We start from the raw sequence: 16935 nt of genomic DNA, 5'->3' as shown, positions 1-16935 counted from the left end.
CTTATTCGCCACAGTTCCCGGATGCTTCTATCAGTTTTATTTTTGTTGCTTCTGCCGCCTGCATTTTTTGTTTCATCTTCTCAATGCTAGCGGTCACACGGCGGGCGCACCATTGATACGCTGCCTGACGTGATTCGAAAAACTCATAATCCGCGTGCAGGTAAACTGATGTGCCGTAGGAGACGGACATACGGTAACCCTTCGGCGTTTCATTGATGACTTCCCGTTCTTCTACACAGTTTTCAAACTCAGGGACATAATCCACGAATCGACGACGCAGAATGCAAAACAGCACCTTTATTTGGTTTTCATCAGTCATTTGTTATCCTCGTTATTCTTCTTATTTATCATCAACCTTTCTTAATTGTCGATGCTGAATACGGCGGAGCGGATTTCACGCTTGGCCTGCTGACGGGCGCGGTGTTTGCTTACACGAAGAGATCTATCGTATGCATTGTTTTTACGATAGCCACGCGAGCGGCACAGTGAACAAGTGCAGCCTTCTACTGAATAGAAAATCCCAAACGGTTTCATAAGTATCACCTTTAAGCTTGATAATAATGTTTATCATAGCTGGAGTTATTCAGGTGACGAATAGTTAAGGGGCGCGTTTTGCTTGGGTTTTTACACTATCGTTTATTGAGTCGATGAGGTCGGAAATAGAAAGGAGTTTTCTGCCAAAGAATAGTTTTCGTCTGGCTTCTATTTCGTAGCGGAAGGGTTCAATAATTTCATCTTCATGCATGATTACGAAACGATAGCCGTTATTAAGGAGTTTATGCAGCTTGTTTGTTTTTTTTCTTATGGGACTTAGCTTAAACATTGTTATCAACTTCTCATCATGATCACCTGAATTGTTATAACACAGTTATTTCCGACACGCTGCTGCTTTTGCTGAAGAACTCGGATTGCTTTGGGCTGGGCCAGCAGGTTGTATGCCGGGCGAACCCGGCATCGTTATCACAGGGCTTTTTCTTTTCTCTTTCGTTCTATCCCACGAAACATCGCGCATTTCCGCACAATATCCAGTGTCGGGATGCTACCACTCCCCTGCTCTTTCACGCTCATTCGCAACGTGAGCCGTAGCAACATCTTGATGTCACGTGGTGGAAGTTCTGGGTAAGTGTTTACAAGTGATCTGACCAGTTCATCAGGAATGTTCACGCCAAAGTTCTCACCCATAATCTTCCAGATCTTTTGGGCATCTGATTTCTCCGGCACATCATAGTGAATGATTGCAGCGCATCTTGGTATGATAGCCTCATCGATGTCACTACCCCGGTTGCTTGTCATGAACATCAACCCATCGAAATACTCCAGTGTACGGAGGAACTCCGCAACGATGGCATTTTGAGTCAGTGATGCTCCACGCTGCATGACAAACACATCGGCTTCGTCCAGAAGCAGGACACAGTTCCAGCGTTTAGCCCGGGTCAGAATCGTCCGCAGATTTTTCTCAATGTCATCGGCGTTGGTTCCCAGTGCGCCAGCATGAATTGAGTACAGGGGCCGTTCAATGACCTCTGCATACACTTCAGCAGTTAATGTCTTCCCAAGTCCGGGTGAGCCCACGCACATGATGATGTTACCCGCGCTTTTCCCTTCAACAATATCGCTGGTGAAAGCGCTGATATCCGTGGTCAGTATATCGAGTAAATCACGGTGGTCTTCCGGCAAAACCATCTTTTTTGGCAGTTCTTTATCATACTTGTATGGTTCTACGTTATTGGCATGTATCCAGATAAAGTCTTGCAGCGAGAGATCAAAATAACGCTGCACAGGAATTTCGGGTAAAAGGCCAAACTGGTCATCTTCAAAAAGAGGCGACTCCACTTCTGCACCGTAGGCATCGCACTCACTATCAGGCAAATCGTGTATCAGTTTATGCCCTGCTATTTCCAGATTCCGGTCGCTGTAGCTATACGATTCCATTCTGACAGCCCTGCCGGTTGCTTTAAACTGATTGCCAAATTGCCCGTCGACCACTTCCTTAAACCGCGTTAGTTGTTCCAGGTACTCTTGTTTCAGCTCATGCGTTTCATGGTAGATATCACGGTCGGCCAGTGTCTTAGCGACACTGCGCCGCGCCACCTCATTAGGCTCGAAATTCAGGGCGGTAAGCTGGGTTCCGTAAACCTTTTTGGAGTGCGAATATTCGCCGAACCCATACCAGCTGATTTGTAACAATAGTGATGGGGGACGGTCAGAGTTTTTTTCTGATTTTACTTCTTTTATTGCTGTAACAAGACCGGGGTACAGGTTGCCGTCATGACCGCGTCGGTATATCCAGCCATCAATTCGATTTGACTTCAGATACTGTAGTAACACACGACCGAATGCCGGAAAACTGCTCACAGGCTTATCGAAATCACCTTCCAGTGCAGTGATGATCGATTCAAGAGCTCGTCGATTTTTTGACTCTCCATCACCACGACATGCCTGTAAAAGTTCATTCAGATCATCCCGAGATAAACATAGCGGATCGACGGCAATCTCATCGTCAGAACTACGGTGGCTATAACGATTACGTAAAGCCTCAAATGTTGGGCTTGTGGTAGCTTTTAGTGTTTCTGTTTTTATCGTGAGTGCCATAGCCGTCCTCGTCAGTAATTTACTTTGATATGCCTTAAGTTCACATGGAAGGGGCAACTTCGAACGCATTAGGAACTCTGATCCGCGAGCCTATTTCCAGTTTAATGGTTGCCTTTACGTATTCACCCTCCTTCAGATAGGTGATGTCTTGGTTATGAAATGTTGACTTTTCATGTGTAGCCCACCATTCCATAGAGCTTGGGATTTTTAACGTTAGCCCAAGATGTTCAGTGAGATAGCATACTCCCATGTTTGAGTAGGTCTTAACGGGGTTCGGGTAGAATTGAAAGTTACCCTCTACGAGACAATCAGTACGAGGATCGATGAACGAAAGGAAAACGCTAAAAGTACCCTGACGTTTTAGCTCGGCGTAAGCCTCAAGAATCGTGAAACGCTTTAATGCGTCATTTGAAAACAGGGTTACAATTTTTTCCGAAAGCATAGCCACCTCATGAGCTGTTTTTTTCCTATTATCAACCGGTGTCTCCTCCTGACGAATAGGTTTGCGGCCAAAAAAAAACTGCACCAGGAGGTGCAGTTTCGATAATCAAGCAATGGCGAATTGTTATTTTTCGCTACTCAGTTTATCCGTAATAAATGCTTCAATTTCTGCCATGAGCTCGGTACTCATTCGGTTAAATTCAAAGCGAACTTTACGGCCCGATGCATTTTTGCTGATACGGGCGTATTTGTCCTTATTAGCAAAATTAGCCAGATCACGGGTTTCCCAACTTTTTGCAGGTGGCTTTTGATCGAGTAATTCAACCGCCTTTGTGATCTGCGCCATGACAATTTTCTGCGCTTCCGGGATGTCACTGATGTCCAGATTAGCAATTTCTTCTTTCACCCTATCAACTACATCTGCAAGAATGAAAAGGTTGCTCTCTACGTATTTCTGAAGTTTGGACAACCGGCTGTAGAAGGAGTTTGGTATACCTTCATAATCCGGGAACAGAGCTATCAACGAACCGTCAATACGCGCCGCCTGAATACGTTTAAAGACTGACACATGGCTTATGCCAAGAAAGAGGGCAAGCTCTTCATTTTTGGTGAATCCTTTTTCCTGCATTAGTTCCAGATACTGAAGCCCAACCTCTCGGTATGAGAATCGGCGTGATGTTTGTGCAGCGGTAATAATCGCCTTGATGTCCTCAGCTGATAGATCATCTGGTAGCACCCATAAAGGCAGATCTTTTTGAGCCGCAATACAGCAAAAACGTCTGCGGCTACCTTCAATAAGCAGGTACACGCCATCACGTTTAACGGCAACACCTTCAGTATCAACACCCCTTGACTCAATTTGTTGCAGGATATCTCGTACTGCGTTTGTGGTAAGCGCTTCCTGATTTCGCGGGTTCATTGGGTGAACGGCGGTCTCAGTAGCGACATTTTCAGCTGCTACAGTGACGTGCTCAGCTTCAAGTTTTCGCCCGTTATGAAGGGTAAAGAGTTTCTTAATGCGAGGGGGACTCTTAAGGTTAGCTAACCCGGAACGGTGGCCTACATCGGTTCGCTTTGGCGTATTTAGATAACGCGATTTATCGTTTCCGATATGCTGTTCATCACTCATGCGTTAACTCCTTCCTTCGCTGAAAAACTCTTTATCTCATTAATAAACTGTTGATATACGGACATTACGGATTCTTCGGCAATATCCAGCTGCTTTGGTGAACATAACTCTTCAGATTTCTTAATATCGAGAACCGACCTACCCCGTGACGCAGCTGCTTTGAATGCTTCAGAGTTTTTGATATTGGTTGCCATAAACAGGTCTTGAACGGTTCGAATTAACTTATCGAGGACTATTTTTTCGTATGGGCTTTTATCATCGACGTTAACGGCCAGTACTTTAAACCATTTAATATTTTCACCTTTATTGGGAGACTGACGGAATCGCTCACTGATCGTCAGCATAAAATCAGTTGTGGATGCATAGTCGTATTCTCGCGGAGAAACTGCGACAAGAATACCGTCAGCGGCCTCATCAGCGGCCCAGATAATTGGCGAGTCTTCTGGAGGGGTATCGAAGATAATAAGGTCATACTTAGCTTTCAGGACTGGCATTATCACTTCTTTGAATCGTAGCAACAACTGAGTGCGCTCTTCTTTACTGCACTGCCAGTATTTATCTTTGAATCTCGCATCGGTTGGGAACGCAGTAATTACATCAAGATTTGGCAGATGGGTTGAGAACGGCATATTCTCAATGATTTCAGCCTCAGAGTAACCCATGTCGAGGTATTTTTTATATTCAGAACCTTCTTCATACACGCCCAGGATTGCGTCGATTGCAGTCAGGAATACGTCGTCTTCAGATACGCTTTGAATCATACCGCTACCAATAGAGCCTTGCGGATCCCATTCAATTACTAAAACTCTGGCATTCAACTGGAGATCAAGTGCTGCTGCTACAGCCAGAGCCACTGAGGTCGTGCTTTTTCCTGTCCCACCTTTATGATTCTGAACAATGATTGTTCGGCTCTGGTAGTAATCTCTATAGCGCGGATAACCCAGGGCATCCATAATATTCTGGACATCCCAGCGGGTATAAAGGTGGTTTTTGTTCTGATAAATAGGTTGACCCACCAGCCTTTTTTCTTCGAGATCAGCGAGAATTTTATTGAAGGTAACTCGAGATTTTCCAAAGAAGTCGGAGAGATTTTTTTTATTCAGGCAGTGGTTATAGATAAGGCGATCTACCCCCTCCACACTGTCATCTGATACAGATACCCGGGAAGAAGCCAGTAACGATTCTTTCAATGAAATTTGTTCGGACTTCATGCGTTGCCCGACAAGGGCAATTTTATCTATTAGATTCATTCTCGTCATACCCTCAAACCTGAATTATGAATTTAAACGCATATGCGTATACTTTACGTATAATGCGTAAAATGACGCTCTATGCGTATAATTGTAACGGCAATCAGATTGAGACGCTAACATTCTATTTTGTTTTTTCTTCATTTTGCGATCTCGAAATGCAGTTCAATGACACATCATCTTTCTCTTCTGGCGATTAAGGGGGTTAAGTAATCCACGGGGCGGGCAGAACCCGGAGAGACTGACTGGCGATTAAGGGGGTTAAGTAACCCACGGGTCGGGCAGAACCCGGAGATGCTGGCTGGCGATTAAGGGGGTTAAGTGACCCACGGTACGGGCAGAAACCGGAGAGGCTGGCTGGCGATTAAGGGGGTTAAGTGACCCACTGTACGGGCAGAAACCGGAGAGGCTGGCTGGCGATTAAGGGGGTTAAGTGACCCACGGTACGGGCAGAACCCGGAGAGGCTGACTGGCGATTAAGGGTGTTAAGTAATCCACGGGTCGGGCAGAACCCGGAGATGCTGGCTGGCGATTAAGGGGGTTAAGTGACTTAGCGCTGGAGGATACGCCCTGCAACTATTGGTAAATGAATGACAAGGTTTCCCGTAAGACCCATCAAATAAAAAAGCCTCTGAAGTAGAGGCTCTTGGGTATTCGATATAGTTAGGCTAATTCGTCCGGGTCGTTGATGGCACTAACGAAGAACTCCGTGCGGTAATCATTCCCCCATCCCAACCAGACAGAAGGTGAACCCTCCTTTGCCAACGAACGGTCACCCGTCATGCTGTCCGCTTGGACAGGAACTGTCACGCATTCTTTAATAGTATCGGCCTCGGCAACCAGTCCAGTACTCTGGGTTTCAAATCCGGCAATTACGACAACAGCATCAGGGTCGTGTAGCTGAAGCTGGGCGATAAGCTCTTTAACTTTCATAGTGATCCTCTGCGCTAGAATTATCCAATTCTACCACGCTTGATGGTCAGGCGTATAAGTGCTTACTGTACAGCTCGAAAGCTTCATCATGTTCCAAATCGTCCAGGATAACGATATCAGGGCCATGTTCTTTTTTGATTTGTGCGATGTATGAAGCGTATTGAGCCTGGCTTTTGTAGCCCACTGTCCAAAGTCTACCTTCGCGTAAGACGCAGATTTTCTTGCGGTAAACCTTCTTGAAACTTGATTTAGTTTTCCGGTTACGCTCCTCGTCACTGACAAGCTGGTCGATTACTTCAATCAGGTTTGAGTCTATGAGAAATGGCTTGCCATTGTGTTCGCCAAGGCAGATTGGCAGAAGACCCTTCGCATATGATTCGGCCTGGCGGAACAGCTCTTTTTTTCCTGGTTCGAACAGTACGCGAGTTTCGCCACCATGCCCATCATTATCAGCTGTACCTATGCTCAGCCCGTCGAAGAGGACAGTAGCGTTAAAGCAGACTGTTTCCTGGCTCATGCCAGTATAGATTTTGAGGCCTTTCAATTTGATTCTTGTCTGAGTGTTCATTGTGTGTTCCCCGCTTTCTAATTGTGATTCTATTTTCAATCACCTTGAGCAGGTGACGAAGTGATACGGAGAAATAATTGTTGGGTCGCCTGATAGCCGGGCTGGTGGCAGCCGCAACCCTTAGTCAGTACTTCGGGATCGTAGTTCCGAAAAGCCACAACAGTCTCCACAGCGTTTTGGGGGTGTTAACCCCCATACGCTTTGAGACTTTGCCCTAGCGGGCCGCGAATTCGCCTAATCGCCCCGTGAGGGCTCTATTCGAATTTACATGCCGTGCCTGCTTCGCTTGAGAGCGAAGCTTTTGGACGGCGATTGCCCGCGTGGCGGGCAGACATTTTTACGTGCGCATTGCGCACGATTTTCTTCGGTTACATTACAGGGCTGGCTGGGGATTGGCTTATTGCAATATTCTACAACGAAGCTGGGAACGGCTGGCTGGAACGCGAAGATTTAAATCATACTCTATATCGACTGATATCAACGACGGTATCAGCGGGGTCTGTTGCCAGCTTACAGGTCACTTGACCTTCCTGATCCAGCATCAGTGTCGCGGTTAACGGTTCATTTTGAGCATCGATTACAGTGACATTCACGCGTAACCGTGTTGGAAGCATCATCAGAATTCGCGTAGGGCTCTCTGATAATGACACGTTTCTGGCTTGCAGAACCGCTAAAACACTCTTCATTAACTCTGCTTGGTCGATCATATAGTCACATGCCACTGGATGTATTGGGATGAAATCGTGCCTACCGCAGGGCTACACGAAAGATATAAATCAGTATGACATGCGGGCCGGACTCAAACCATCAATTACTGGAACCAGTCCGAAGATAGCGCTCTGGTTTTTATGCTGTTGAATTTACATAGTTGTTATTTAGTGAATTATTCGTACCTTATCATTCACTGATATCACTTAAATTCAAAGTGAACAGGAGAGGATTGGATTAAAAGTCCATAAAATGTGAATTAAAAGTGCGCTAGGAAATGCGATAAACTGATTGATTTGTTTTGATATGGTTTTTATGTGAATTATCGGTGAGTTACTTGTGTGCTACTTATCTCCATGCTGCTATGCCTTTCCAATAAATAGATTGGATAGGGCAGGGAGATGGAAGAGGGGAGAGGGCTTACTCCGCAGGTGATTTCACTTTAAATTCAAGCCATCTTGCCCCGAGCCTGTTTTTATCCAGATTGTAGAACAACGGTTTTATACAGACCCCTTCATACTCAGGGAACTCTATACCGCTGGCGAAGTGAATCTGTAGTGTATCAGGATCAATACCCATCATGTTTGTGTCAAACAGCCTGTGGAATGTTGGTGATAGCAAAATGCCGTTACTGGCGTTATAGCAGCCTGCTACGGATGTTGGTTCAATATGTGCTGCCTCCAGCACACCGTTGAGGTGTTTGCCCGATACCGCGCACAGGCTTCCGAAATTCTTATCCACCAACTCACGGAACTGAGACTGGACATGCACATCGCGAACGCTAACCTCTCGGCGGAAGCTCGGGGAGCGCATACGGATATCTGCATGGGGGAGGTGACCGCGTGGTAATGGCAATACAGCCGGTTGCTCATCCATTACTGGATTCTGCTCCTCGCAGTAGGTGTCCACGGACTCAATCAAACGGGATGTGTCATTACCAAATCGGCGAGTGAACCAGAGCCTGAAGTGAGCCAACCGTGATGCCGGAATTTTGTTACGTGCGTACTCCTGAGCATTCTCCTTTTCGATTTCAGTATTTAGTAAAGCCAGACGGGCCTGAGAAGCACGAATTTCTTCCTGGACTCTGAGATATCCTGCCAGTAGACAAACTTTGGATTCCTGATGTTCAGGCCGTCGCGGATAACCAGATCCTGTTTCAACCACGCCAAAGGCTTTGTACCGGAACATTCGGGGAAAAAGCGTTAATGCCACCCGGTTGTTACGACGAACGAGGGAACGAATCAGATTGGTTATCTTCCTCATGTTCTGAATAGTGCGGGGAGAAAAGAACGCGGCGTATTACCTCTGCTCTATCTATTCCCGACATTATCCCTCTGCGAATGACACCACGGAGGTGAGCATTATGTCTTGCCCCGCTTACTAGGCCGAACTCACGGGACAAACTGACATACTCTTTCAGGAGGTGATGCTTAGGGTCGGTAAACGCCTCTGGAGGAATCACCTGATATGCAACTGACGAAAGTATACGGAAAGTCAGTTCAGATGCTGTCCAGCCCTCACGCCGAAGCCGAATAATTGTTATAACGAGATCATCGATACCAGGCATATCCGGTTCGATATATAGGGACATCAGAGTGTCGTTCATTCCGGGAGGAAGGCTAGCAGAGTGTGACGGGTTGCTCATAGGGTAAGGTACTGATCGGACGTAGAAGAAGCGCTTATGTTACGGAATTCGCTCTGGTGGGTTTTAGCTCCAGTGGCGAACGCTGGAACTACGGGTAAAAAAATCCCCGGTTTACCGGGGAAGTTAACAACTACCTCCAGAAGGGTTGGAGGCAAAGCCGGTTGGGCGACCGGCCACAGGGAATGCTACGGCTTAATGCCGAGTACTACACCGCCATAGACCAGGTACATCACGATGGCGAACAGCATGAAGAAATGGGTTACCGGGTGCGCCAGCGCGGCTGCTGCCGCATTGCTTGCGCTGAGCTTCAGTGAGCCAAAAGAGTGATTACGAACAGCTTGTGCTTTCATGGGTCGCTCCTGATAACGGGTTACATGTTGTGGCTTCTGTATCCAGTATCTGGTGAGTGACTCAGGTGACGAAGAAAACCAGGGCATAAAAAGCCCTGTATTTTCAGAAAGATAATATCGGTTTCGTTTTGTGTTGTGCTTGCTATTCCGGGCATAAAAAAACCGCCTGGTGAACCAGACGGCTTTGGGATAAACAGGCTTTACACAGACAGGTCAGTGGATCATTTAAGTCACTTAACCCCCTTAATCGCCAGTGTATTGCCACCAGCAGTACGTGGTCTAACGCTTAAATATCGTAGCGACCTTCTTTGATTTGCTGGAGCTGTTCAGCCAGCACCTTCGCCAGTGGTTCGGCTTCTTCTTCATCATCAAGATTGTCGATGAGCGTCAGATTCGACTCACCCGCACGGCGGGCATAAACCCCATACGCTCGCTGGCCGGAGATATCGGTGACCGAAGTCTGAGAGTGATCGCAGATGATATTGCCGTGACGGTCTACCGGCCCGAAGCTGATGGCTTCATAATCCGCATCGTGGCCCAATGGTAAATCGCGCAAAACAAACAGGCGTAATGGGAGAACGTCGTACTCAGCACCACATTTTGCTGCCACATCCAGATCGTTAATTTCACGGAGAAAATCTTTCGCTACCACCGAGTCAGAATGCATCCGGTAAATGGTCGATGCGGCCCAGATTGCACCAGCATAAAATTGTGATTCTTCTTTTGTCATTTAGCACCTGCTCTTATTGTCATGGGTATGCCGGTCGAACGGTATCCCCGTGCAGACCGTCAGTAAACGGTTATTTCCTTTGCGCAGCAGTCGCATTGGTATTCGTTGATACCACCAGTTGCGACCCAGTTTATTGCGCCGCAGCGGCAACTCAACAGCTGGCGCATACCAGGAGCAAGTGCCCGCTCTGAAAACGACTCAACCGGGACTTCGCCCGGGTAGTAGTAACCTTTTATCAGCTTGCTGCGTGAATGCCCGTCAGTGTCGGTGTAATGCAGATACACCTTCCGGGTATAAATCATACCCGAGTCAGTGCCGAACTGCGTTTTCAGAAGCATACATATCCTCCAGACGCTGAATACATTGTTGTGCGGCCTTATCAAGTAGTTCAGCCGTGGGTTCATCATAGATGCCACGTACCAGCAGACCAAATATTTCCGGGTCTACAGACAAATCGTACATGCATACGCGAACGCCAAGCGCTGTACGTAGCGCATAGACATGGCGGTTAGGCTTTCCGCCGATACCGGTGACTGACGCGACATTTTCAAAATTACCAGGGTTAACCAGGTTAATCACGGGGCACGATATACACTCAGGGATCCGCTTCAGAGCCACAGCATCCAGATACAGGCTGTGGCCCACTTTCAGGTTTTTTGGCAACGCTTGCAACGGCATGGCTTCGAGGGCCAGATTTTCTTCAAGATGCAGGTTATCCGGCAAAGTGGTAATACGGGTGTTTGACAGCATCATACTGCCAGCTACTTTCAGCGTATCCGGCAGATAGGCGATATCAGTACACATGATGTCCAGAACGCGGCCCACCGTCAGATTTTCCGGCAGATACTTAAGACGTGAAGAATTCGCCATGAGCGTACCGGTAATGGTCAGGTTGTCAGGGAGAGATTCCAGCTCAGAGTAGCTGATAAACAGATTGCGGGCCACCAGCCCGGCAGGGATGCTATGAATGCCCGACAGAATGGTCAGGGTGTTCGTCACGGTCAGATTCGCGGGAATATAGTCGCAGGGAATTGCCGGATCTTCTGGCTCAAGCGTAAACCCGACACGAAGATCGCCTTCAACGATGATTCGTCCGTCCTGAAGGGTAAAGGCCACACCATTCGCTGCCAGTTTATCAATGAAGTCTGTCATATCGGTTTCCTTTTAATGGCCCGACGAGCCGGGCCGGAGGTTCAGAGTTTGCTGACAAAGTTCTGCTGCGTGAACAGGTACATATCGTCCTGCTCATTGAACATGCACAGATTTTCGAGGATGCGCTTTTCAATCCAGACGACCGGCTTTTCACGCATATCCTTCGCGAGCGAAAAGGTGTTTCGCAGCCGGGTAATGCGGTGCTGATCATTGATTGCCTGGTGAATTGCGGCCTTTGACGCTGCCGCCTGCTTTTTTACGTTGTTGCGGGCACACCATAATTCGCCACTAGCGGCTGATGCCCGCGCTGCTGGCTGACGTGAGGAGTCCAGTTGGTCATAACGTAAGAGATTCGGCATGATGCCCCCTGTCATAGTTTTGTCGTTATTGACCTATTATCTGGCAGGTGGGGCTGGTGACGAAGGGCGCTGAGGTTGTCTGATGGTTAAAAGATTGCCGTTAGTGTTCCATATGGTATAATTGAATTACCAAATGGGAGGGCTAGTTATGACGATGAAAGTTTTTTCTCCAGACGTTACCAAAACGAATCAGCACTGCTTATGGCAGGTTGCTGGGCTGGATAATGACGGTATCGCGCTGATGGATAAAATCAATCACGGTCTCGATGGCACAGTAGCTAAGCACATTTCTGAATGGGCTAACATCACGCCGTCTGAGCTGCGCAAAATGTCGGGTATACCTAATACGACGTTTAATCGTAGCATCAAAGACCGTTTCACTGCCGATCAGAGCGAACGTCTGGTGCGCATTATCCGCGTAATTGAACGCGCTGTAGAGCTGTTTGAAGGTGACAAAGAAGCGGCGCACAAATGGCTGAACGAAGCGAACCGTGGTCTGAGCTGGAAATCACCGGCAGAGCTTGTTTCTTCTGAGACAGGTGCGCTTGAAGTGATGCGCCTGATTACGCGTATTGAGCACGGGGTATACTCGTGATCCTTTACCGACTGACCAAGACCCGTTATCTGATGACTGCGTGGTCTGGTCTGGGTGCGAAAGAAACGGGGGGCCGCTGGAACAGCGTAGGCACTGCAATGGTCTACCTGTCTGAAACGGCCAGCCTTACCATGCTTGAAACGCTGGTACACATTCACGCGCCGCAGTTACTGGACGACTTTACACTGCTGAGTCTTGATGTACCGGATGATCAGATCCAGACCTTCGACATGAGCCGTCTCCCTGATAACTGGGCGAGTGAGGATGCTCCTGCTGAGCTGGCGCTCTACGGTGATAACTGGGCTGAAAGCGGTTCTTCTATCGCGCTGCGTATTCCAAGTGCGTTGTCTCCGGTTGAATTTAACTACTTGCTGAATCCGGCACACCCTGAACTCTTTGACCTGATGGCTACGGTTAAGAAAATTCCGTTCCGGTTTGATTCCCGCCTGAAATAACACACAGGCAACTCCCCGGCATTGACGAACTGAGGTGTCTCTGATGATTCAGAAAGCGAAAGTCGCTAAAGCGTTTATCTCTGTAATTGCCTTGTTCGCCTTTGTCTACTGGGGACTTGATCCCGATTCAATTTGTCAGGCAGTTGGTGACGCATCTCAAACCTGCGGTTACTCCGGCAAGAATGGCGATGCGAGTCTGGTTGGTTCCGTGTTTGCTCTGATGCTGACGGTGTTGGCGGGTGCGATGCTTTGGGCGTGGGTCAGGAAAGGCTAATCAGAACTCTTGCAACTCCCTCCGTGATGCCGGGTGACGCTCCTCACTGAGCGCCACCAGTCAGTCATTACAAACGGGTTGATGATTCAATCGCGGGCGGAAGGCTACTATTCAGCGCGTCGAACCCGCCAAATGCCCGGCCCTCTTTTGTCAGCACCAGATGCATCGGCGTTTCGTTGATATTACGGGCGATGTAATCGTTGATGAATGCCCGCGCCTGATCGGCATTTTTAACCTCTGCTGTTTCCGGCATGGAGTTATGGGAACGATTAAAGACGACAGAGACATAATTCCCTTCAATTCTTACCGGGCGAGTCGATACGGTGAGTTTCATGGTCATTTTCCTGTAGTGAGTGTTGTGTGTATTGGTGTTCTGCCACTATCTACTGCAACGTTGCGGCCACAGGGCGAAGAATTGCTATCGCCTTTGATAACGCCTGCCGCTCACCACCATCAAGGATTCTGACTGCTTCTACGCAAGCCGCTTCTGCTGTATCAGCACGTTCTACCAACGTCCTGACGGTATTTTCATATGATCCGCAATCAGGCTCCTGATTGCTGTCTTCGCTCAGCGTGTTCCATGACTCAGTGAGGTTAACTGCAACAGCGACCAATTGGTCAGTGCTGATATCACCTTTTACGCAACGGCAGGCCACTTCAGCGCCCAGACGTTCAGCAATGTCGTAGTACCAGACTCCCGGTTCTTCAGATGCCTGATACGCAGGTTCGCAGGCTTTACAGATCTGCTCTGCGGCATCCAACATCCAGTGAGCACATTCAATTTCGCCACCAGCCAGCGTTTCACAGATCATTGTCTGTACGCTGTCACAGTTGAAGGTGAGGGGGATAGGATTAGCCACTGATAATGCGGTCAGACGGGAGACTTCATGCTGGAAGCCCTGAAACATGAACATGGCGCAGATAGCTGGATTTAACATGGTAGACCCCTGTAGTTATGTGTGTTGTTCGTTTTGTTTACATAACCAGTTAACCACGCTCCCCGCAGGTGACGAAGGCTTTCGGGGCAGAAAATTCACAAAAAAAACCGACCATTAAGGCCGGTTATGATCTGGAGTATATGGGGCTGAAAACCGCGTTATGCCTTCACTTTCGCCATAAACAGCTGCATGGTTTCTTCAGCAAGCGGAGTGCCAACCTGCTCAAGAACATACTCCGCGACATGCGGGGTGAGAATGAAGTCGATAAACTCCGGCAAGGACATGCTGTTCAGGCTCGGTAGCTGTCTGGACAGTGCATTCTGGTAATTTTCCACTTCACCCAGTTTGCGCTCGGGCCAGCCCACCAGCTCAGGGTGCTTTTCCTTAAGTGCGAGGCCGCGCTCCGGGAAACTGTTACTGATGGGGTGTCTGGCGAGGGTGGGGATCAGGAGATTCGCCAGAAAATCCACTTTCTCGTAATCAAGACAGACAGAATTCATATAGGTTTACCTCTTGCCACTGGCTATGATGTTCGCTTGCTATCTGGAAAACTCTACCAAAGCGGCTGGCGATATCTCATTGAAAACGCCAGCAGAATGCGGTCATTTCCAGCAGGAGTTACCCCATCTGATAACTGTCATAAGATGCCCCGCAGGCTTCCACCAGCGCATCCAGATCACCGGTAAACTCTCTGGCCCGCTTCATCAATGCACGGTGTAATTCCGCTGGTGGAATGTCATCGCTACTCTTCGCCGGGTATTCAACACTGAACGCGATGGTAAACGCATGGCTATACCACGGCCCGGCATTCTGGTTTTCAAAGCGGGCCATCAGCTGGCTTTCGGTTGTATCGGTAGCAAATGTATCGAGGTGGACGACATCGACCGGCACGTTGAGTGCCCCGGCAGTGGTTGATGCCAGCTGCCGGGCTTCGTCTCCTCGCTCTGGTGGTGCGCAGTAGAGACATTTCCCGTTCAGTACCACCAGCGTCTGACCGTAGGTCGTACTGACGATACTCACGGTGTTAGCCGGTTGCGGGTGTGTGGTTGCAGTGTGCTGCATGGTGTTCTCCATTAGGTCACTCACATGGCAACCAGCTTACCCGGCACAATTCAGCTGACGAAATCAGGACGGACTGGTGTATATCGTTCGCAAAATAAAGATATTTTTTATCATCAGCACCGGTAGTTACGGGGCAAATTGCAGGTATCCGGTACAATGGTGATATGAAGGGCATTACATGCAGAATCGTGTGGCCCGGCAGACGGATACCGAATATCAGCAGAAGGAACCAGGACAATGCAGGAACTCGACTTTGACCATATCCAGATAAACCTGAACCCGCGAGCGTGTGCTGTCACACCTATCCCGGAAGACCTGAAAAGGGAGCTGGCTTATCTGGGCGCTATCGCAGAGAGAAAGAAATTCGCGGCAAGCCTGATTGTTAATCTCTACAACCCGGACGTTTGCGGGGCGAATATGTACAAACTCACGGCCTATTGCCGTAACGAGTCATGCGATACCCTTCGCGATGGCATGATGACCCTGATACAGCTTTGTGCATACATGGAGTCACATGAGATCTATGGCGAGACGTTTGTCAAAAAGCTGATTAAACAATGGGAGTTTCGTAAGTAGTCTGCTGCTTCAAAATACCTTTCTGACAGGGCGCTATGTGCGCCCTTTTATTTTAAAAAAACGGGAAGGTCTTGCCCGGGTATTACCTGCTATTTTCAACTACCAAACCACAACGGCAGAAGAAAATTGACCAGTCGAAGCAATTCGACCAGGAGTTCGACATACAGGAAATGGAAGTCTTTCATAACAGTCTCTTCATATAATTGGCTCGACAAAATCGTTGCATCACGACGATCGCAGGTGTGAGGTTTGTTTTCTTCGTGGGGGTTGTCAGCTATCACGACATTGAGGCAGGCAAGCGCAGGTGTCACAGTTTCGGGTATATTTTATGCTGGTGGGGTGACCACCAGCTGCGGGTATAGTTACTTAATGGTTTTCAGGAGGGTGAACTTGGTTTTGCACCGGGTGCATTGCGCTTTCAGAGACCCGGAGCGCACCTGTTTCAGTTTCCCGGCGCACTGGGTACAGGCTACGTCCTTCACACGTTGTGCCATTCGCTCATCCACAGCGAGTGTTTTGGTCGGGTTATGCTTACGCTTGGGAGCCTTCAAAAGCCCCAGCGCCCGCAACGTGGCTTTGTACTCCCGGGTGATCCATTGACCGTCGCGCTCATAGTGCAGGCCATCCCCCATCATATCGCCAAGCTGTATCAGCCGCTGATGCAGCACTTTTTCTTCTTCAGGACTCATATACCGTGCTCTCTTTAAATTATTGAGACGGAACCGAGCCGATTGATACCTCATATGAGGCCACCAGCGTCTTTACTGGCGTTTCAACGAAGCTGACGCTCTGCTGAGTAGAGTCGAATGAGAATCGCGTCCAGCGCCCCACAGAGCGCGATCCTGAAGCTTTCGCTATGACCGTCCCGTTCGCGCATCTCCAGAAGGGCATCCAGCTCGTTATCGTCAATCGGCAGTGGCCCGGAACAGAAGGTTTTCACCATGTCAGAGGTGTCAGGGTTTATACCTGCAATGCGCAGGATATCGGGAACCTCAGACCGGTAGATCACCGGTCGGCCTGATGGCGGTGTCCACGTTATCGGCTCTATCTTCAGTTGCGGTAAGCCAGCACCGGCGAGGGCGTTATTCAGATCGTCTATAAGCACGACATCCGCTCCTGAAGGAGGATGTACGCCGAGGGCCGCAGGGATTTCGACAGAGATATTGTGCATGGCGTTT

General features: G+C 48.6%; 26 protein-coding genes. 4 read left to right on the top strand and 22 right to left on the bottom strand.

The features are described from left to right. Nucleotide 1 precedes the first annotated feature (1 nt). The 16 genes from HV261_RS24820 to HV261_RS24745 all read right to left on the bottom strand — a co-directional run bounded on the left by HV261_RS24820 (nucleotide 2) and on the right by HV261_RS24745 (nucleotide 11857). Nucleotides 2-319: a hypothetical protein gene (locus HV261_RS24820; RefSeq protein ID WP_007372316.1), complete on the bottom strand. Its 318-nt coding sequence runs from the start codon at nucleotides 317-319 to the stop codon at nucleotides 2-4. Between the two features lie 41 nt (nucleotides 320-360). Beyond that, nucleotides 361-534, bottom strand: a complete 174-nt coding sequence (locus HV261_RS24815; RefSeq protein WP_009653096.1) for a hypothetical protein — start codon at nucleotides 532-534, stop codon at nucleotides 361-363. 64 nt (nucleotides 535-598) lie between these two features. After that, entirely contained in the window at nucleotides 599-823 is a 225-nt protein-coding gene (locus tag HV261_RS24810) for a hypothetical protein (RefSeq protein WP_009653090.1), read from the bottom strand. Nucleotides 824-960: 137 nt separating this feature from the next. Continuing rightward, nucleotides 961-2592 carry an AAA family ATPase gene (locus HV261_RS24805; RefSeq protein ID WP_224771500.1) on the bottom strand — a complete coding sequence of 544 codons (1632 nt, stop codon included), beginning with the start codon at nucleotides 2590-2592 and terminating at the stop codon, nucleotides 961-963. 40 nt (nucleotides 2593-2632) lie between these two features. Further along, the gene (locus HV261_RS24800; RefSeq protein ID WP_172745723.1) at nucleotides 2633-3118 is read right to left on the bottom strand and encodes a hypothetical protein; all 486 of its coding nucleotides are present in this window, start codon (nucleotides 3116-3118) and stop codon (nucleotides 2633-2635) included. 39 nt (nucleotides 3119-3157) lie between these two features. After that, nucleotides 3158-4162, bottom strand: coding sequence for a ParB family protein (locus tag HV261_RS24795; protein WP_007372313.1), 1005 nt, complete (start codon nucleotides 4160-4162; stop codon nucleotides 3158-3160). Further along, the gene (locus HV261_RS24790) at nucleotides 4159-5412 is read right to left on the bottom strand and encodes a ParA family protein (protein WP_007372312.1); all 1254 of its coding nucleotides are present in this window, start codon (nucleotides 5410-5412) and stop codon (nucleotides 4159-4161) included. The genes HV261_RS24795 and HV261_RS24790 overlap by 4 nt, the downstream gene beginning before the upstream one ends. 663 nt (nucleotides 5413-6075) lie before the next feature. Continuing rightward, nucleotides 6076-6345 carry a hypothetical protein gene (locus HV261_RS24785; protein ID WP_008786584.1) on the bottom strand — a complete coding sequence of 90 codons (270 nt, stop codon included), beginning with the start codon at nucleotides 6343-6345 and terminating at the stop codon, nucleotides 6076-6078. Nucleotides 6346-6391: 46 nt separating this feature from the next. Beyond that, nucleotides 6392-6913 carry a hypothetical protein gene (locus HV261_RS24780; protein WP_007372310.1) on the bottom strand — a complete coding sequence of 174 codons (522 nt, stop codon included), beginning with the start codon at nucleotides 6911-6913 and terminating at the stop codon, nucleotides 6392-6394. Between the two features lie 455 nt (nucleotides 6914-7368). Beyond that, complete coding sequence (locus tag HV261_RS24775; protein WP_172743054.1) at nucleotides 7369-7599, bottom strand: hypothetical protein; 231 nt, start codon at nucleotides 7597-7599, stop codon at nucleotides 7369-7371. 442 nt (nucleotides 7600-8041) lie between these two features. Next, complete coding sequence (locus HV261_RS24770) at nucleotides 8042-8884, bottom strand: HNH endonuclease signature motif containing protein (RefSeq protein WP_007372307.1); 843 nt, start codon at nucleotides 8882-8884, stop codon at nucleotides 8042-8044. Nucleotides 8885-9451: 567 nt separating this feature from the next. Next, nucleotides 9452-9616 (bottom strand): hypothetical protein, encoded by a 165-nt coding sequence (locus HV261_RS24765; protein WP_007372306.1) that lies wholly within the window; start codon nucleotides 9614-9616, stop codon nucleotides 9452-9454. A gap of 286 nt (nucleotides 9617-9902) precedes the next feature. Continuing rightward, nucleotides 9903-10346: a hypothetical protein gene (locus tag HV261_RS24760; RefSeq protein ID WP_007372305.1), complete on the bottom strand. Its 444-nt coding sequence runs from the start codon at nucleotides 10344-10346 to the stop codon at nucleotides 9903-9905. A gap of 59 nt (nucleotides 10347-10405) precedes the next feature. Continuing rightward, nucleotides 10406-10684 (bottom strand): hypothetical protein, encoded by a 279-nt coding sequence (locus HV261_RS24755; RefSeq protein ID WP_007372304.1) that lies wholly within the window; start codon nucleotides 10682-10684, stop codon nucleotides 10406-10408. Continuing rightward, entirely contained in the window at nucleotides 10656-11498 is an 843-nt protein-coding gene (locus HV261_RS24750; RefSeq protein ID WP_007372303.1) for a hypothetical protein, read from the bottom strand. Before HV261_RS24750 ends, HV261_RS24755 begins: the two co-directional genes overlap by 29 nt. A gap of 41 nt (nucleotides 11499-11539) precedes the next feature. Continuing rightward, a complete protein-coding gene (locus tag HV261_RS24745; RefSeq protein WP_016241555.1) occupies nucleotides 11540-11857 on the bottom strand; it encodes a hypothetical protein in 318 nt (105 codons plus the stop codon). A 154-nt stretch (nucleotides 11858-12011) separates the two neighbouring features. Here HV261_RS24745 and parS point away from each other — a divergent pair, with 154 nt between their 5' ends. Genes parS through HV261_RS24730 form a run of 3 tightly spaced genes read left to right on the top strand, consistent with a single transcriptional unit; the run spans nucleotide 12012 to nucleotide 13181 of the window. Continuing rightward, nucleotides 12012-12452 carry an Xre family toxin-antitoxin system antitoxin gene (parS, locus tag HV261_RS24740; protein ID WP_007372301.1) on the top strand — a complete coding sequence of 147 codons (441 nt, stop codon included), beginning with the start codon at nucleotides 12012-12014 and terminating at the stop codon, nucleotides 12450-12452. Beyond that, nucleotides 12449-12907, top strand: coding sequence for an RES family NAD+ phosphorylase (locus HV261_RS24735; protein ID WP_008786589.1), 459 nt, complete (start codon nucleotides 12449-12451; stop codon nucleotides 12905-12907). The genes parS and HV261_RS24735 overlap by 4 nt, the downstream gene beginning before the upstream one ends. A gap of 43 nt (nucleotides 12908-12950) precedes the next feature. Then, nucleotides 12951-13181: a hypothetical protein gene (locus HV261_RS24730; RefSeq protein WP_007372299.1), complete on the top strand. Its 231-nt coding sequence runs from the start codon at nucleotides 12951-12953 to the stop codon at nucleotides 13179-13181. A 67-nt stretch (nucleotides 13182-13248) separates the two neighbouring features. On the opposite strand, the gene HV261_RS24725 is transcribed toward HV261_RS24730, so the two are convergent. The 4 genes from HV261_RS24725 to HV261_RS24710 all read right to left on the bottom strand — a co-directional run bounded on the left by HV261_RS24725 (nucleotide 13249) and on the right by HV261_RS24710 (nucleotide 15181). After that, on the bottom strand, nucleotides 13249-13515 hold the full coding sequence (locus HV261_RS24725; protein ID WP_007372298.1) for a hypothetical protein: 267 nt from the start codon (nucleotides 13513-13515) through the stop codon (nucleotides 13249-13251). 49 nt (nucleotides 13516-13564) lie between these two features. Continuing rightward, nucleotides 13565-14119 carry a hypothetical protein gene (locus tag HV261_RS24720; RefSeq protein WP_007372297.1) on the bottom strand — a complete coding sequence of 185 codons (555 nt, stop codon included), beginning with the start codon at nucleotides 14117-14119 and terminating at the stop codon, nucleotides 13565-13567. A gap of 158 nt (nucleotides 14120-14277) precedes the next feature. Then, complete coding sequence (locus HV261_RS24715) at nucleotides 14278-14619, bottom strand: hypothetical protein (protein ID WP_007372296.1); 342 nt, start codon at nucleotides 14617-14619, stop codon at nucleotides 14278-14280. 118 nt (nucleotides 14620-14737) lie between these two features. After that, nucleotides 14738-15181 carry a hypothetical protein gene (locus tag HV261_RS24710; RefSeq protein WP_007372295.1) on the bottom strand — a complete coding sequence of 148 codons (444 nt, stop codon included), beginning with the start codon at nucleotides 15179-15181 and terminating at the stop codon, nucleotides 14738-14740. A 237-nt stretch (nucleotides 15182-15418) separates the two neighbouring features. On the opposite strand from HV261_RS24710, the gene HV261_RS24705 reads away from it, so the two are divergent. Beyond that, entirely contained in the window at nucleotides 15419-15757 is a 339-nt protein-coding gene (locus HV261_RS24705; RefSeq protein WP_007372294.1) for a hypothetical protein, read from the top strand. Nucleotides 15758-16119: 362 nt separating this feature from the next. Here HV261_RS24705 and HV261_RS24700 read toward each other — a convergent pair whose 3' ends face one another. Beyond that, nucleotides 16120-16446, bottom strand: a complete 327-nt coding sequence (locus tag HV261_RS24700; RefSeq protein WP_007372293.1) for a hypothetical protein — start codon at nucleotides 16444-16446, stop codon at nucleotides 16120-16122. An 83-nt stretch (nucleotides 16447-16529) separates the two neighbouring features. After that, the gene (locus HV261_RS24695) at nucleotides 16530-16928 is read right to left on the bottom strand and encodes a hypothetical protein (RefSeq protein ID WP_007372292.1); all 399 of its coding nucleotides are present in this window, start codon (nucleotides 16926-16928) and stop codon (nucleotides 16530-16532) included. Between the last annotated feature and the right edge of the window lie 7 nt (nucleotides 16929-16935).

This window comes from Citrobacter sp. RHBSTW-00671, assembly GCF_014103415.1.
In the GTDB taxonomy this organism is placed as follows: domain Bacteria; phylum Pseudomonadota; class Gammaproteobacteria; order Enterobacterales; family Enterobacteriaceae; genus Citrobacter.
This window is presented reverse-complemented; position numbering and strand designations above follow the sequence as displayed.

Bases quoted from the DNA above. Each gene is read 5' to 3' on its own strand.
- HV261_RS24820 (WP_007372316.1), bottom strand. From the start codon at position 319: ATGACTGATGAAAACCAAATAAAGGTGCTGTTTTGCATTCTGCGTCGT.
- HV261_RS24815 (WP_009653096.1), bottom strand. From the start codon at position 534: ATGAAACCGTTTGGGATTTTCTATTCAGTAGAAGGCTGCACTTGTTCA.
- HV261_RS24810 (WP_009653090.1), bottom strand. From the start codon at position 823: ATGTTTAAGCTAAGTCCCATAAGAAAAAAAACAAACAAGCTGCATAAA.
- HV261_RS24805 (WP_224771500.1), bottom strand. From the start codon at position 2,592: ATGGCACTCACGATAAAAACAGAAACACTAAAAGCTACCACAAGCCCA.
- HV261_RS24795 (WP_007372313.1), bottom strand. From the start codon at position 4,162: ATGAGTGATGAACAGCATATCGGAAACGATAAATCGCGTTATCTAAAT.
- HV261_RS24790 (WP_007372312.1), bottom strand. From the start codon at position 5,412: ATGAATCTAATAGATAAAATTGCCCTTGTCGGGCAACGCATGAAGTCC.
- HV261_RS24785 (WP_008786584.1), bottom strand. From the start codon at position 6,345: ATGAAAGTTAAAGAGCTTATCGCCCAGCTTCAGCTACACGACCCTGAT.
- HV261_RS24780 (WP_007372310.1), bottom strand. From the start codon at position 6,913: ATGAACACTCAGACAAGAATCAAATTGAAAGGCCTCAAAATCTATACT.
- HV261_RS24775 (WP_172743054.1), bottom strand. From the start codon at position 7,599: ATGAAGAGTGTTTTAGCGGTTCTGCAAGCCAGAAACGTGTCATTATCA.
- HV261_RS24770 (WP_007372307.1), bottom strand. From the start codon at position 8,884: ATGAGGAAGATAACCAATCTGATTCGTTCCCTCGTTCGTCGTAACAAC.
- HV261_RS24765 (WP_007372306.1), bottom strand. From the start codon at position 9,616: ATGAAAGCACAAGCTGTTCGTAATCACTCTTTTGGCTCACTGAAGCTC.
- HV261_RS24760 (WP_007372305.1), bottom strand. From the start codon at position 10,346: ATGACAAAAGAAGAATCACAATTTTATGCTGGTGCAATCTGGGCCGCA.
- HV261_RS24755 (WP_007372304.1), bottom strand. From the start codon at position 10,684: ATGCTTCTGAAAACGCAGTTCGGCACTGACTCGGGTATGATTTATACC.
- HV261_RS24750 (WP_007372303.1), bottom strand. From the start codon at position 11,498: ATGACAGACTTCATTGATAAACTGGCAGCGAATGGTGTGGCCTTTACC.
- HV261_RS24745 (WP_016241555.1), bottom strand. From the start codon at position 11,857: ATGCCGAATCTCTTACGTTATGACCAACTGGACTCCTCACGTCAGCCA.
- parS (WP_007372301.1), top strand. From the start codon at position 12,012: ATGAAAGTTTTTTCTCCAGACGTTACCAAAACGAATCAGCACTGCTTA.
- HV261_RS24730 (WP_007372299.1), top strand. From the start codon at position 12,951: ATGATTCAGAAAGCGAAAGTCGCTAAAGCGTTTATCTCTGTAATTGCC.
- HV261_RS24725 (WP_007372298.1), bottom strand. From the start codon at position 13,515: ATGAAACTCACCGTATCGACTCGCCCGGTAAGAATTGAAGGGAATTAT.
- HV261_RS24720 (WP_007372297.1), bottom strand. From the start codon at position 14,119: ATGTTAAATCCAGCTATCTGCGCCATGTTCATGTTTCAGGGCTTCCAG.
- HV261_RS24715 (WP_007372296.1), bottom strand. From the start codon at position 14,619: ATGAATTCTGTCTGTCTTGATTACGAGAAAGTGGATTTTCTGGCGAAT.
- HV261_RS24710 (WP_007372295.1), bottom strand. From the start codon at position 15,181: ATGCAGCACACTGCAACCACACACCCGCAACCGGCTAACACCGTGAGT.
- HV261_RS24705 (WP_007372294.1), top strand. From the start codon at position 15,419: ATGCAGGAACTCGACTTTGACCATATCCAGATAAACCTGAACCCGCGA.
- HV261_RS24700 (WP_007372293.1), bottom strand. From the start codon at position 16,446: ATGAGTCCTGAAGAAGAAAAAGTGCTGCATCAGCGGCTGATACAGCTT.
- HV261_RS24695 (WP_007372292.1), bottom strand. From the start codon at position 16,928: ATGCACAATATCTCTGTCGAAATCCCTGCGGCCCTCGGCGTACATCCT.